At 44.8% G+C, this 14,277-nt stretch carries 13 protein-coding genes; 6 read left to right on the forward strand and 7 right to left on the reverse strand.

Going from position 1 to position 14,277, the window contains the following annotated elements:
- Positions 1–255: 255 nt before the first annotated feature.
- Positions 256–603: a winged helix-turn-helix transcriptional regulator gene (locus FFM74_RS08055; protein WP_137626117.1), complete on the reverse strand. Its 348-nt coding sequence runs from the start codon at positions 601–603 to the stop codon at positions 256–258.
- Between the two features lie 108 nt (positions 604–711).
- Here FFM74_RS08055 and FFM74_RS08060 point away from each other — a divergent pair, with 108 nt between their 5' ends.
- Positions 712–1,299 carry an NAD(P)H-dependent oxidoreductase gene (locus FFM74_RS08060; RefSeq protein WP_137626118.1) on the forward strand — a complete coding sequence of 196 codons (588 nt, stop codon included), beginning with the start codon at positions 712–714 and terminating at the stop codon, positions 1,297–1,299.
- Between the two features lie 460 nt (positions 1,300–1,759).
- On the opposite strand, the gene FFM74_RS08065 is transcribed toward FFM74_RS08060, so the two are convergent.
- A complete protein-coding gene (locus tag FFM74_RS08065) occupies positions 1,760–2,719 on the reverse strand; it encodes a nucleoside hydrolase (RefSeq protein WP_137626119.1) in 960 nt (319 codons plus the stop codon).
- Positions 2,720–2,939: 220 nt separating this feature from the next.
- Between FFM74_RS08065 and FFM74_RS08070 the strand changes: the two genes are divergently transcribed.
- Entirely contained in the window at positions 2,940–3,500 is a 561-nt protein-coding gene (locus FFM74_RS08070) for a nitroreductase family protein (RefSeq protein WP_137626120.1), read from the forward strand.
- Between the two features lie 17 nt (positions 3,501–3,517).
- A complete protein-coding gene (locus tag FFM74_RS08075; RefSeq protein WP_137626121.1) occupies positions 3,518–4,402 on the forward strand; it encodes a polyphosphate kinase 2 family protein in 885 nt (294 codons plus the stop codon).
- A 369-nt stretch (positions 4,403–4,771) separates the two neighbouring features.
- Here FFM74_RS08075 and FFM74_RS08080 read toward each other — a convergent pair whose 3' ends face one another.
- Complete coding sequence (locus FFM74_RS08080) at positions 4,772–7,321, reverse strand: LPXTG cell wall anchor domain-containing protein (protein ID WP_137626122.1); 2,550 nt, start codon at positions 7,319–7,321, stop codon at positions 4,772–4,774.
- Between the two features lie 287 nt (positions 7,322–7,608).
- Here FFM74_RS08080 and FFM74_RS08085 point away from each other — a divergent pair, with 287 nt between their 5' ends.
- The gene (locus FFM74_RS08085; protein WP_137626123.1) at positions 7,609–8,361 is read left to right on the forward strand and encodes a hypothetical protein; all 753 of its coding nucleotides are present in this window, start codon (positions 7,609–7,611) and stop codon (positions 8,359–8,361) included.
- Positions 8,362–9,039 carry an ATP-binding cassette domain-containing protein gene (locus FFM74_RS08090; protein ID WP_137626124.1) on the forward strand — a complete coding sequence of 226 codons (678 nt, stop codon included), beginning with the start codon at positions 8,362–8,364 and terminating at the stop codon, positions 9,037–9,039.
- Here the strand turns inward: FFM74_RS08090 and FFM74_RS08095 are convergent.
- Positions 9,036–9,797: an alpha/beta hydrolase gene (locus tag FFM74_RS08095; protein WP_137626125.1), complete on the reverse strand. Its 762-nt coding sequence runs from the start codon at positions 9,795–9,797 to the stop codon at positions 9,036–9,038. The genes FFM74_RS08090 and FFM74_RS08095 overlap by 4 nt on opposite strands.
- Positions 9,798–9,922: 125 nt before the next feature.
- On the opposite strand from FFM74_RS08095, the gene FFM74_RS08100 reads away from it, so the two are divergent.
- Entirely contained in the window at positions 9,923–10,924 is a 1,002-nt protein-coding gene (locus FFM74_RS08100) for an NAD(P)/FAD-dependent oxidoreductase (protein ID WP_137626126.1), read from the forward strand.
- 142 nt (positions 10,925–11,066) lie between these two features.
- On the opposite strand, the gene FFM74_RS08105 is transcribed toward FFM74_RS08100, so the two are convergent.
- From FFM74_RS08105 to FFM74_RS13765, 3 genes are all read right to left on the reverse strand, one after another.
- Positions 11,067–11,588 carry a hypothetical protein gene (locus tag FFM74_RS08105; RefSeq protein ID WP_137626127.1) on the reverse strand — a complete coding sequence of 174 codons (522 nt, stop codon included), beginning with the start codon at positions 11,586–11,588 and terminating at the stop codon, positions 11,067–11,069.
- 378 nt (positions 11,589–11,966) lie between these two features.
- Positions 11,967–13,760, reverse strand: coding sequence for a glycerophosphoryl diester phosphodiesterase membrane domain-containing protein (locus tag FFM74_RS08110; RefSeq protein WP_137626128.1), 1,794 nt, complete (start codon positions 13,758–13,760; stop codon positions 11,967–11,969).
- A gap of 287 nt (positions 13,761–14,047) precedes the next feature.
- A partial coding sequence (locus FFM74_RS13765; RefSeq protein ID WP_223877196.1) for a hypothetical protein occupies positions 14,048–14,277 on the reverse strand: 230 nt, incomplete at its 5' end.

A 14,277-nucleotide genomic window follows, 5' to 3' on the forward strand; every position in this document is an offset into this window, starting at 1 on the left:
TTCCAACAAATGTCGGATGAGAGCCACACGGGCAGCTAAGTAAAGTATAAAGCTTTTAAATTATGGTTACGATAGTCGGTAAATTGAGAAGCCTTGTTATTGAGCGGAACTAACAAAGTCACGGCTCAGTAATCAGATTGTTTTTGACACGAAAATGTAGTAAATCTTATTGATGCCTTCAGTGTATGCCAGAGTCCTCTCTAGCGAGATAGTATTACGGTCACTTTCCTACTTATCAGATGATGTATAGAGACACTAGCCATTTGAGTGTTGATGTTGTTCTCCCCAAGTACAGATTTCATCCATGACAGGAATGAGGGACTCACCTAATGATGTTAGACTGTATTCTACTTTTGGTGGCACTTGCGGAAAAACTTCACGATAAACTAGTCCTGCAACTTCCAACTCTTGCAAAGTGTTTGTTAGCATCTTAAAGGAAATAGGTGTTAGTAACCGTTTGAGTGCATTGTACCGCAAGGGGGTGTGATTAAGACGCAGCGCATAAAGGGTCTGCATTTTATATTTACCGCCAATTAGTTGTATTGTGTGAGCAAAACCAGTATCTTCTAGTCGGTTTTCTTTAATATAGTCAATGTCTGCCATGACAGTAATACTCTCCTTTGGGTTAGTAGCGCACTTTAATTTGCGTACTTGTTCATGGGTCGATTGTAGCATAGACTCTATTCAACAGCTAAAGGAGGATATTCTTTTATGAAAACAATCGTATACGCACATCCCTATGAAGGAAGCCTAAATCATGGTATCTTAGAACGGTTAACGACTTATTTTGCCCAAAACAACCAACCTTACCAAGTAATTGATCTCTATCAAGATGGATTTGATCCACGTTTCTCTAAAGAAGAACTTCGGTTATTTAGTAAAGGAGAATCGCCTTATCAGTTAGTTCATCACTATCAAGAAATGATTCGGCAATCTGATGAGTTGCTATTTATCACGCCTATTTGGTGGTACCAACTGCCTGCTGAGCTCAAAGGCTTTTTGGACAAAGTTATGCTTACAAACTTTGCTTATCGGGAAAGTCCTGAATGGCAAGGCTTATTGACTTATATCCATAAGACTACAGTGATTACGACTTCAACGGTTACCAAGGACTACTTGCAAACAGCAGCGGGTGATCCCATTCAAAAGAATTTTATCAATCGCGTCTTGGCTGACTTAGGACTCTCGCCCAAGCATACAAACTGGATTCATTTAGGTGGAGCAAATACGACAACCGATTCAGTGCGACAGGCATTTTTAGCAGATTTACCGGAACTTTATTTAGAAGGACAGGATTAGGAAGTATTGGTTAAAGTATCGTATAAGTGCTAGTTGTAGAATGTAAAAAAATGTTTAGTTTTAAGATTTTCTGTTTGGCTATTGGGTTTGCTTACTTCAAAAGTCATCAACACCGATGAGATCAGTCCCGACCTCCAGCAATTAAACTGAGTGGAGACGGGCAGAAACGTTGTGCTGAAGTCTCAGACCGCACTGTGGCTGGGACTGTTCCACAGCGCATAACGATTCTGACTGACGGAGCGCTCACCACGAGTTTAGTTTAGGCGCGACGTTGCTGATATGGTCCTGTTTACGATTGGCTTTATATTAGACATTAAAAATAACGGTCAATTAACGCTCGAAAATTAGCGTTGATTGATCGCTATTTTAAATTACTGATTCAATTTGTGAGACGAAATTTCAACAAGAGCAGTGTTCATTAATACTGAGAGACCTAAAAGACGGCCAATTTTCACGCGGCTTAGTGTTGTTTAAACAATGCCGTCAAGTAGCTCATAAATGTCTTTAAATAACGATCCTTATCAACCGTTAAAGCCACCGTGATATTAGTATCTGGGTCAGCTAAACGAGCCGGGTCACCAATGGTTCGACCGTAATCTTCACCATTGTCCTGAACGTACATGTTCAAGCCTAAAGTTGTGACAAAACTAGGGTCGAGCGATACCCCGACAGCCAACGGATCGTGCAAGGCACAGCCGTGTAAGTCGGGACTGGTAATGTCGTAAGCCGCGATATAGTAGTCGACGATGTCGGTAAACTTTTCACCGGCAGTGGTCTTGAGATCGCGCCATTGGCTAGTTTCCTTTTTGGTCAGCAAGGTACGTAAGGTCACGTCCAAGCCAACCATTGTCAAATGGAGGTCACTGGTAAAGACGGCGTTAGCGGCTTCGGCATCTTGGTTAATGTTGGCTTCCGCATAGTGGCTAACGTTGCCGGGAACGGTTAACGCGCCACCCATAATTGTGACGTTACCAATTTCATGCGCAATGTCAGGAGACTTAGCGAGTGCGGCGGCTAAGTTAGTTAAGGGGCCGGTGGGAACGAGTGTTAAGTCGGCACCGTATTGATGTGCGGCTTCAATTAAGAAATCGACACCGGATTGTGTTTCTGGTTGGCGTGCGGGTTCTGGCAACTCAACTTCACCAATCCCGTTTTCACCATGAATCTGTTGCGAAATTGCCATGACATCAAAATGTTCGGTCGTACTGGAATGGGGGTCACCCACGTAAACTGGCACATCTTGTGCGCCTAACAAGGCCAGAATTTGTAAGCTGTTGTGGGCCGCTTGTTCAACCACCACATTGCCATAAGAACTAATAATTCCGATTAGGTCCACATCTGGGGCACCGACTGCATAAGCGATGGCCATTGCATCGTCAATTCCTGTATCTAAATCTAAAATCATTTTGCGTTTTGCCATGAGCAAATTCCTCCCTAATTTTCAGGTTCACTTGATTTGCTGATTCCTGACTAGTTAGTCTAATTGTAACCGTTTGAGTAAAACGTGACAACGGTGAATCCCGAATTATTAATGATCTTGGCAACTGAAAGTTAACATTTTATCAAGTGTGGCAAGTGGATTTAGGAACTGGTCAAAATGTAACCGCTGACTTATACTTAAAATTAAGGAAGTGACCCAGATGACAAAGCTTAATCAACCGATTAATGATGTGATCAATGCGCGGCATTCGGTGAGGACTTATGATGGTGAGACCAAGATTTCTCACAGTGAGATGCAAACGATGTTGAAGACGGCCTTTTTGGCGCCGAGCGCCTTGAATTTACAACCAATTCGCGCGCTAGTCATTGAATCTGCCATGGTACGGCAACAGCTAGCCACTGCAACTGGTAATACCAGTCAATTAACAACGGCCAGTGCGGTGGTTTTATTTGTGAATGACCGTGAAAATTTAACTGAAACGAAGCCATTTGCACCATCGCAACAAACCGGCGTGGCCGAACACTTGGATATTGCGGCGTTAGATTGTGGATTGGTTGCGATGCAGTTTATGTTAACTGCCAAGGATCATGGTTATGATACGAATCCGATGACTGGGTTCGATCATGCCGGGTTTAGTCACATTTTAAATTTGGATGCAAACCGCTATGAGCCATTATTATTAGTCTCAATTGGGCGAGCACGACAGGCTGGTCGCATGGCAAAGCATAAGGCATTGAAGACATTGGTCGATTTTCGATAAGAGAGGGACGTGGGCGCATGAATTTTGAAAAGCAATATCGCTATACTGGCAAGGAATCACTAGGGTTGACGGATCTGGCAACTGGGCCAGATGAAAAGTATAACGACGAAAAAGTGATTAAGACGCAAATTGCTAAAAACATTAAACAATTGACAGAACTTCAAGGAAAGCTCTACGCGCAAGATCGTTATGGGGTGTTGGTCGTTTTTCAAGCGATGGATGCCGCTGGCAAGGACAGTATGATCGCGCACATTATGAGTGGTGTGAATCCGCAAGGCTGTGAAGTGACATCATTTAAACAACCGACTAGTAATGAAATTGCGCATGATTATTTATGGCGAATTCACAATCAAGTGCCTAAGCGGGGCATGATTGGTATTTTCAACCGTTCCTATTATGAAGATGTGCTCGTGAGTCGGGTTCATCCGGAGATTATCGTCAATGAGCATATTGGCGATATTGAAACGGCTGATCAAGTTAATGACGCCTTTTTCAATCGGCGGTTCAAAGACATGCGCTATATGGAAGATTATTTACAGCATAACGGTTATCTTGTGTTGAAATTCTTCCTACATATGTCAAAAGCGGAACAAAAGCAGCGGTTTATTCGTCGGATTGAATTACCAAGTCATAATTGGAAGTTTTCGGCGGCAGATATTCGCGAACGGAAATACTGGGATGATTATCAACGCGTTTATGACGATACGATCACGCATACGGCATCCAAGGAAAATCCTTGGTATGTGATTCCGTCAGATAGTAAATGGTATTCGCGCTTGTGTGTCTCAGAAATTATTAATCGCCGGTTAAGCGAGTTACCGTTAGCGTATCCATCTTTAGATGCTGCCGATCAGGCTCAATTGAAGACCGCGCTTAATCAATTAGATCGAGAAACAGACTAACTATTAGGACCCCTGTAGACTGCCGCTTCCGGTTGTTAATGATTGCATGCGGTCGTGGGACCGGTCCAAGCCAAGCACGTCTTGGCCCTCGCCCGGAACCCTTGTCAAAACCGCAAGTGTCCCGGACCGTCCGTGGTGTAAAATCGGCAAGAACGGCCGATTAACGCCACCATCACGACCGATACAATCAGTAACAACTTGCAGCTAATTACCAGCCAGCTAGGTATAGTAGAGACTAGCAGGAGTCTATTTTTACGATTTTATCTTTTAGTTTTTTAGTTATCACCAACCTAAAACGTCCCCGTATCAAGTGGCTAAACACTTTGATGCGAGGGCGCTTTTTAAAATCTAAATCACTGTAACTGAAACCTAAACACGTCGTTGACGCCAAGCAAATAACCAACCTAAGCTAAGCGTAAGGCTTAATCCTAGGAGACCTAATAAAATAGCAACTGTTGAGGCGCTTTCATTAGTTTGTGGTAAACGCCGGCCTTGACTGGATACAGGGCGCAAGGTCTTTGAACTCGTCAGTAATGGTTGTTTTAGGGCTGGTGTTGCTGGCAGTGTCGTTGCTGGTTTCGAAACAGGGAAAGTAACTTGACCAGAAGTTTCTGGCTTAGTGGCGGGTGTTTCTGAACCAGACTGACCTGGTTTACTGCCATTCGGCTGATCAACAGCCGGTTTTTCCGGTTGTCCTGGTTCCGGTTGACTTGGTTCTTCAGGTGTTGGCACTGGTTCGGGCGTTGGCACTGGTTCAGGTGCTGGTGTTGGTTCAGGTGCCGGACGATCAATTTCGGCACTAGCCGAACCACCGTTACCACTGTCATCCTCATAAACGGCCGCATTGGCATAGGTTGCAGCACCATCGGCAGTGACCGTCTTGGTTTGATAGGTCAAAGTAAAGTCGTGGTTAACGGTCTCAGCAATCGTGAAGACGATTTCAGTGCCGTTGACATTAACGCTGACTGGTAGCGTATTACCAGCACTATCAATGGCAGTCGCACCGTCTTCAACGTAGGTTAAATCGGGACTCATTAAATCGCTAATCTTTGGATTGACCAATTGATTGCCGTTTGCCGTAATTGCAATGCGCCAATTGATTTTGGTAAAGTCGTCGGGTGTGACCCAAGTGGCAACTTTAGTCATGCCAATTTCGGTCTTGTCAGGATCTTCTGGCTCAATCACGGCGCCATCACGATCAATGGTGGCAGTTGCACTACCGTTGTTGCCGGACTCATCTTCATAGAGGGCTGCATTATCAAACGTTGCGGTACCAGTATCACTGGCCGTCTTAGTTTGATAATCAAGTTGCAAGTTTTCCGTGAATGTCCCGGTTAACTTGAAGCTAACGGTATTCCCGTTAACTGTCTCCGTGACCGGAATCGCGGTGCCATCACTCGTAGCGGCGGTGACGCTGCCCGGAATATACGCTTGATTATTAGTAAATTCATCAACAATCAGGGGGTTAACCAAGCGATTGTGATTGGCAATCACCGTTAAGTGCCAATTGATTTTAGTAAAATCGTTGGGGTCGCGCCACGAGGCTGTTTTGAGTAACTGGATTGCCTCGTCTTGTCCAGGGACATCTGGTTCGGATGGGTCCCCTTCACGATCGACTTGGGCGGTTGCCTGCGCGTTATTACCGTGATCATCATGATAAGTAGCAGCGTTGGCAAACGTCTCAGTGCTCGAGGCTTGATCCGGCGTTGTTTGATAAGTAATCCGTAAGTTACTCTGATAGCTACCTTTAATTGTAAAGACGATTTCGGTTCCGCTAGTCGTTACCGTGACCGGAATGGCTTGACCGGTGCTGTCAAAGACTTTAGCACTATCAGAGACGTAGGACTGGTTAGGGGTCATTTTGTCAACAATTTCGGGATTAAGCAGTTGATGACCATTTGCTGAAACCGTTAAGTCCCAATTAATCTTGTTGGGATCTTTCGCGTCTACCCAACTCGCTGATTTAGTCATTGAAATTGGTTCGGTGGGTTCTGGCGTTTCCGGTTCAGTTGTGCCACCGTCATTATCTTCGTCAGGCGTGAGTGCTTCGTCATCACGATCAATATTAGCGTTGGCCGAGGCGTTATGCCCGCCATCGTCAGTATAAGTCGCGGCATTATCGAAGATTTCGGCCCGAGTGGCATTGTTGGTTGTAGTCTGATAACTGATTTTCAGATCACTGTTAACGACGCTACGAACTTGAATCGTTACTTTTGACCCATTGACGACTGTTGCCGAAGCTAAAGTCTCACCTGAGGCATCTTTGACAACGGTACTCTGTTGTACATAAGTCTGATTTGAACTTAACTGATCAACGATGACCGGGTGAGATAAGGTATTCCCATTTGAGTTGACGGCTAATTCCCAATTGATTTTAGTAAAATCATCTGGTTCAGCCCAACTCGCAGTTTTGGTCATGCTGATGGGCTTGGTTGGCGTGGGTGTTGGTGCGGGCGGGGCGGGAGTGACCGTAGTTGCAGGATAGATCACGATTCGAATCCAGCCACTACGATTTAAGCCCAGTTCCATGGCCTTATTAACGACGACGGTGCCGACATGGGATCCGTCGGCAATTGTACTAGCGCCAATGACACCAAGTCCACCGTTCGCGACCATTGAAAATGACCGGTCACCAACGATTGTCACGTTGTCAGGAACATAAAAATGCATCGTGTCACCACTTTTAACCGCAGTAGTGTTGGGGATGCGCCAATTATAATTAATCGTATATTTAACTGTTGGTGACAAGACAGCGGTATGAGAGTAGACCTTGCCTTGTGCATCTTTGATCACACAACTATTTGCATCCAGTCCAGTGACACTGGTGATTTCTTTCGCCTGCCCGGCGAGTGGGGGGCTAAGAATCATGAGTGCCAGACCGGTAACCGCTAACAATAACCATTGCCAAAATTTTCGCATTTTGTTGACCTCCAATCAATGCGTTTAATGACATGTTAAGTGTTCCCGATGCACTTAGCACCCATAGCTTACCACTTGTGTACAGTGTGAAAATAAGCAAGTGGTTTGTTTGGAAAACTGGCAAACCGTGCTAATTTCGCTTGAAACGCTGATGGTGTCTGGAATCGTGAGTCTTAATTTCAGTTGTTGTGTGACCAGCCTTTTTTTCGTTGTCAGCGATTAAAAATAATCGTACCATTAAAATTAGATTAGAATGACTATTGAGTTAACATCAAGTGGGTGAAAGTATGCGGAAATATGGGAGTCAAGTTTGGTTGTATAGTAGTTACTTTTTTAAGGTCATGCTAGATAACGTTGGTGTCATGCTGTATACCGTGGGTTTACCGATTTTTTTTCTGGCGTTAAATTTAAAATCGGCAATGTTTAAACCCTTAACATTAAGTCAGTACACGGGAAAGGTATTGCCGTTTGTTGCTTGGATCATATTTTCCAACACAATTGTGATGGTGGGAGAAGTCGCCTTGTTACGTGAACAAGGTTATCTCAAGCAATATGTGTCATTAGTGGTGAATCCTAGCGTCTTTATTTTGAGTAAAGCCATAGTGAATTTAGGATTATTATTAGTTATTTTGGCGTTAGTTGCTGGAGGGAGTGCGGTGATGTTTCAATTGCCTTTTTGGGCACTACTCTGGCGACTGTGGGGCGTATTGATTATGGTCAGTATACCAATGTGGGGTTATGGGTTACCTTTATTGAGCTTTGAGTGGCGTTATCAGACGGTAACTGCAGTCATGAATGTGTTGACATTGGCCGTCATGCTAGGATCAGTGGCAGTTGGAAACTGGCTAAATATCAAAGTTAGTAACCCAGTCGCCAGCGTGTTAAGTCCAGTTTATTTAGTGATGGCTTGTTTTGACCTGTTGGTGACGGGACACTGGGCGACTTTTTTACCGGCGTATCTTAGTGCATTGATTGGATTGAGTTTAGTTGGGATGCTCAGTTATCGGCAGCTAAAGCTATTGCCGACAGAAGGGGTTTAAATGCAAATTAAAAATTTGAGTTATACGTTTCCGCGTCAACACCAACCATTTTTTGACCAGCTGAATTTTGACTTACCAGAACACCAAGTGACCTTTTTGATTGGTCAAAATGGCGCGGGTAAAACGACTTTAGCCGATATTTTACTGGGGCTGCGCCCCGCCCGAGGGAAAATTACCCCGAAGCTGAGCAGCCTGTACTTGAATCAACAGTTGCCAATGTTAACGGCCACGCGCGTTTGTGATGTAGCCGCCTTAGTGTTAGGCATCGAATATGGTCAATTGACGGTTAGTCTCGACCAGTTGGCAACTGAGGTGGATGCGCCGACCCGCGCCTTTTTAACCCCCATTTGGCACCAACATTATCGCGAGCTTTCGGGTGGTGAACGCAAATTAGTTCAGTTGCTGTTGTTCTTGCAAGTAGATCGGGAGTTCGTGGTGTTGGATGAGCCAACCGCCATGATTGATCGACAACATGCTGCAACATTGTTTGCGGTGATGCAAGCACATCCCCAGCGGACTTACTTGATGATTACGCATGATGTGCGCGATTTAGCGGCATTTTCAACGTATCAAGTCTTATGGTTAGCGGATCATCAAATTAAAGCGAGTGTTGATCGCGCCACTTTTGAGGCCCAACCACCGGATTCAGATTTTGTCCGCGCCTTTCAAGCCGTCTAATGGCCGTATAAGAAAGTCACAATGTCGCGATCGACCTGCGGATTAATGTGGAGCATTGAATGGGTCGCAGAAAGTAGGCCGCCGTGGATCACTTTGGTCTCTGGGTGGAAGGCCTGCTGCCGGAGCATAGTGCTAAAGTGACGCACCGACTTTAAGCTGACAGTCCCGTCGCCACTAGTTTGCCAGAGTTGGCCGGCCACATTTAGAATGGGTAATTTTGCGGGTAACTTTTTGATTACCTGGTTCGCACCTGGATAATTGGACCCCAGCGTGACGAACTTGTGGATTTTGGGTTGATTAGTCTGTGGCGTCTGGGTTAAATAGTCAAAAATAATATTGCCGCCAGAAGAGTGGCCGACAGCGTTGTAGCGGGTGACATGATAGCGTCGTTTGAGTACTTGCATGACTGGCACCAATTGTTGGGCCTGCTGACTCGCGTGATGGTTATCAGCGTAAATGACTTGGATAGTCGGATTGTCACGTAAAGGCCCAAACTGTTGGACGTGTACTTGACCTTGGCGACCAACGTGAACGACTAGTGCTTTCGTCATTAGCTTAGCGGCGCTTAAGCGATGAACGAAGCCATCCGTTGAAAAGGCTTTGGCATAGTCGCCACCGATGAAAATGGTTGGGATAGTTGTTTCAGTAACTTGAACGGTTTTCAAGGGTTGGAGGCGGTATTGCCAGTACGCGCCACTGCCGACAACTATCGCGGCACTGAGCGTTGCCAAGCTTATGAGTAATTTTTGATGTTGCATTGTGCCACCTCCAGAACTGATTGGTTCCATTATAGATGAAAGTGGGGAAAATGTTTTTGCAAATGAGTCAGTTATCCACTAAACTTAATAGTATTAAAAGCTTAATTGAGAAAGTTGGTTGACGAATGACTTCAGAGTATGATTTGACGATTGTTGGTGGTGGCCCGGTTGGAATGTTCGCGGCGTTTTACGCCGGCATGCGTAATGCCAAAGTTCAGTTATTGGAAAGTTTACCGGAGTTAGGCGGGCAAGTTCAGGCGCTCTATCCTGAAAAGATTATTCACGATATAGCCGGCTATCCAGCAATTCGCGCGCGTGATTTAGTGGCGCAGTTAGCAACTCAAATGCAGCAATTCCCAATTGACGTCCAACTCAATCAGGCCGTGACGGATGTGACTGGTACTATGGGTGATTTTACAATTACGACTCACGATGGCACGGTTTCGCACTCAAAAGCGATTATTGTGGCAACTGGTAGTGGGGCCTTTCAACCACGAAAATTGGCCGTTGATCAAGCTGAACAGTTTGAGGGCCAACAGTTGTTTTATCATATTCCTAAGTTGAGCCAAGTTAAAGATCAAGTGGTGCTGGTGGCCGGTGGTGGTGATTCCGCGATTGATATGGCCTTGATGCTGGAATCAGTTGCTAAGCAAGTCTATATCATGCATCGCCGGGCACAGTTCCGCGGGATGGAGCACAGTGTTGCGCTATTGAAAGCCTCAACGGTTAACATTAAAACGCCTTTCTTAATTAAAGCACTCGCTGAGCAAGCAAATGGTCAATTAAATTTGACGATGAAAGAAGTGCGCGGCACGGCTGAGGAACAGTTGGCGGTCGATGCATTATTGGTCAATTATGGGTTCGTTGCGGATAATAAGGTGATTCGCAATTGGCAAGTCACGCCGACGATGACCCAACACTTAATTGCAGTTGATCAGCAGATGAACACTGACATTCCGGGAATCGCTGCGATTGGAGATACGGTGACTTATCCGGGTAAGCTGGGGCTGATTGCGAGTGGTTTTGGGGAAGCCCCTAATGCGGTTAATCAATTAATGATGCAACTCTATCCCGAACGCCGGAGTCCGTTGCACAGTACAACGCTATTTGAAAAACGCGCGCATTAAAAGACCTTTCGGTGTTATTAACAAGTATGTTGTCGGCCAAAGCTGACCTAAAAAGCAGATAAGCAATGTTTGAATTTCTCAACATTGCTTATCTGCTTTTTGATAGTCTACTTGAAGCTTGAAAGATGAAAACTGTAACTTGCTATGTCATTGAAGGTCGATGATCATAAAGATGACCACTCAGCCGGTGATGGCGAGTGATGAGGCCAACCGTGACGCCAATAGTGAAACCGATTATACTGCCGAAGAGACCTGCTGAGGTGGCTTTGTCACTGAATTGAATACTGAGAATGACTAGTAATCCTAAACTTAGGTCAAGGCCCAGATCAACGTAAAGGCGTCGACGAATTCGTTGCTGCCAGTAGTGATATTCCGTGGTGGTTTGGATATCGACACGATCACCAATATGATGGCTTTTTAAAATCCGATTAACACCCCATTGAGTGACTAGCGGGCCTAATAATAATGACCAAGTTAGCAGATGAATTTGTGGCCAATCCGGTGTTAAAATATCGTGCATCAAATAGCTTATTCCTGCGATAAGTGATACCCACATCAGGATTGCGTAAGTGAGTACCAACTGACGATTGCGTTGCGACCATTGTTTAGGAATCACGAAGCAATTAGTAAAAGCTTCGATCAGCAAGATTTGCCAAGTTTTCACATGATCAACTCCAATCAGTATGATGATTAGCTTAAACATAACCAACTTTTTCCTGGTTGTCAATGACAAAAAACATTCTGGGATACAACTCAAGTTTGACCGCTTTCGGTGACGGGTCATTTCATTAGCTGTGAGGGCCAGCCCCAGCCTGAGGAGCGGTCTGGGGCTTCGCTTTCAAGCCTAAAAAGCAAGTCTTGAAAGACGCCCGTGGTGTAGGCGCCAAGCCCAGACGCTAACACCACCGACACAGCCAATTCCATGACCCGTCACCGAAAGCTCAATAGTGACGCTATTCAAAAAGACGCCAGTACGATGAAGTGCTGAGGTTCTTTTGGTATTTTCGATTTTAAAGCCTTTTTCCCGGCTTTGTCAGGTACACTAGCTGTTATCAGTCAAGCTAAGTTCATTCATAAAGGTGAGTAATAATTTAGCATAGCTCGGGTGGTCGGTGTTTGTTTTGGCCTCAGTCTGCATCGTGTGCAGCTTGTCGGTAATGATACCATCCACACCCATGAACATCATCTGATCCATTTGATCGGTATCGTCGATGTCCCAAGCGTACACTTTTTTGTTAAAGCGACCGGCCTTGTCGACAAAATGATCGTTTAACGTGGTTGCTTCCATTGTATACGCATTCGCATCGGTATGTGGGAAGGTCAAGTTGTATGGCAAAATATAACTGACAAACTGGCTATGATCTAACTGTTTTAAATCAGTCATCACACGATAGCTCAAGGTATGAACTTGATCGTGATTTGTCCGCAAACTGACACCATATTTCGCAATAAATTTGGCAGTGTCAGCGCGGGTATAAGCCTTATTTGTTTTGATCTCAACTAGCAATTTTTGATGGTGTTGACGTGCCGCCGCCAAATATTGGTCAAAACTTGGAATTTTGGCTTGGTAACCGTTCTCGTGGACGGTTAATTTTTGCAATTGCGCCAAAGTTAATTGGTAAGGTTTTTTATTGATACCTGCCAAACTTTTCAAGTTGTTATCGTGCATAACGACAAACTGATGATCTTTCGTAATTTGAACGTCCATTTCAATATAGTCCGGTTTTTCACGGCTCGTTTTAATTAAGGCGGGAATCGTATTTTGAACCCCGTTGCCGTCATCGACCCCACGGTGGGAAATCATGATGGGTTTAGTGATGGCGAGACCATTTAGATAGACTAAATTAAAGGCAACCAATAGCCCACTCACGATGACCATCCCAGCAGCCACCGTCCCACGAGTCCAACGTCGAAGCTTAGCTGGTTCGTTAAAAGTCAACGTTGGTCGGCTTGGCAAGGTTAAATCTTGTCGGTAGCAAGCGATAATCAACATCATGAAAATTGCGGCGGTGTAGCAAATCACAATTTCGGTCACAATTTCCATGATGAAAAGGTTGATGGTCGCCCCAGCCATCGCGAATTTAGTTGTATCCAGCCAGAGTTGAAACAGGTAAATTCCGGCATACAGAATCCCAATCGTCACGGTGACCATGAGTAAGATGACTAAAATATGCCATAAGTAACGCCAAGTTCGGTGTGCACTTTGACGCCAACTCGTCTGTAAAGCCTGACGCCAGGGGAGTTGATCAATAATCATTAAAGGTAACAAGGTCATTAAACGAATCCCAACATAACCGGCCACCACATAAAAGGCGGCTAAGCTTACGGCCATCCACGGATTAGCGAGTAAAAAGTTAACGATAAAGGCCGGAATCTGAGCTTTATTCAGCAGGGGCGTCGTAAAGATATAGCTCCCAAACGGTAAAATGACGATAAAGTAGCCAATGAAAAATATAAAGGTACTGATTGAGGTATGATGCAAGCTTGAAATCGTATCGCGTAAGACGGCCCGCACGGTTTTGGGGCGTCCTTTAATAATATTAATGATGCCGAGTAATAAAAAGGCAAATTGCCAATAAACTAAAATAATGATTGCCAGTAGCAGGACCAACATCCCAACAGCAGCGAGCGGTGTTTTAACTAAAATACTGCCGACATTTGTATAGGAAACGTAACTGACATTTTGCCATTTTAACAGTTGTTCAAGTAGCCAAGTGAAAATTGGAACGGCCAAGTAGCTGATAACGAGGTTAGTTCCGAAGATTAATGCCACGTAGCTACCCCAATTTTTGAAAAATCGATGGGTTCCGTGAGCCCAGAAACGCCATGCCCCCATGGGTGATGCCTCCTCAAAGTAAATAAGTTAATTTTGTGAGCTGAAATTTGTAAACAACGGTGGAATTGTCACTCTGGTTGGGCTGAAACGGGCAAAAATGGACCATTTTAAAGCCCAAAAGCCGTCTGCAAAAACTGACCTTGGCCCTAGACCTGAAAAAAATGCTCGTATGAAAGACCAATGACATGACTGTGCGTTTTAGCTCCTAATCTCTCGGCTAGTTAAATTAAAAGGTGACTTCAACTAACGTCGGGCGGGCTGAAACTGGCTCAGTGGTGTCGTTTTTCTTAGTCGGTGATTTTCCGGCTTAGAAAAAGCCCGGCTTGGAAGACCGCACTTTGGCTTCCAAACGTGGCCACCACGTTCCAGCCAGTTTCAGACCAACCAGAGTGGCAAGGGTAATCACCCAATATCAAGTGTTCATTAAAAAAACTAGCCACCTTAAAGTGAACCCCCAAGGTTGGACAGAAAAATCCAATTTTGGGGGTTTCATTTATGAGTAAATTTAATTTCGATT

It is taken from the genome of Lactiplantibacillus pingfangensis (assembly GCF_005404945.1).
GTDB classification, from domain to species: domain Bacteria; phylum Bacillota; class Bacilli; order Lactobacillales; family Lactobacillaceae; genus Lactiplantibacillus; species Lactiplantibacillus pingfangensis.

Bases quoted from the DNA above. Each gene is read 5' to 3' on its own strand.
- FFM74_RS08055 (WP_137626117.1), bottom strand. From the start codon at position 603: ATGGCAGACATTGACTATATTAAAGAAAACCGACTAGAAGATACTGGT.
- FFM74_RS08060 (WP_137626118.1), top strand. From the start codon at position 712: ATGAAAACAATCGTATACGCACATCCCTATGAAGGAAGCCTAAATCAT.
- FFM74_RS08065 (WP_137626119.1), bottom strand. From the start codon at position 2,719: ATGGCAAAACGCAAAATGATTTTAGATTTAGATACAGGAATTGACGAT.
- FFM74_RS08070 (WP_137626120.1), top strand. From the start codon at position 2,940: ATGACAAAGCTTAATCAACCGATTAATGATGTGATCAATGCGCGGCAT.
- FFM74_RS08075 (WP_137626121.1), top strand. From the start codon at position 3,518: ATGAATTTTGAAAAGCAATATCGCTATACTGGCAAGGAATCACTAGGG.
- FFM74_RS08080 (WP_137626122.1), bottom strand. From the start codon at position 7,321: ATGCGAAAATTTTGGCAATGGTTATTGTTAGCGGTTACCGGTCTGGCA.
- FFM74_RS08085 (WP_137626123.1), top strand. From the start codon at position 7,609: ATGCGGAAATATGGGAGTCAAGTTTGGTTGTATAGTAGTTACTTTTTT.
- FFM74_RS08090 (WP_137626124.1), top strand. From the start codon at position 8,362: ATGCAAATTAAAAATTTGAGTTATACGTTTCCGCGTCAACACCAACCA.
- FFM74_RS08095 (WP_137626125.1), bottom strand. From the start codon at position 9,797: ATGCAACATCAAAAATTACTCATAAGCTTGGCAACGCTCAGTGCCGCG.
- FFM74_RS08100 (WP_137626126.1), top strand. From the start codon at position 9,923: ATGACTTCAGAGTATGATTTGACGATTGTTGGTGGTGGCCCGGTTGGA.
- FFM74_RS08110 (WP_137626128.1), bottom strand. From the start codon at position 13,760: ATGGGGGCATGGCGTTTCTGGGCTCACGGAACCCATCGATTTTTCAAA.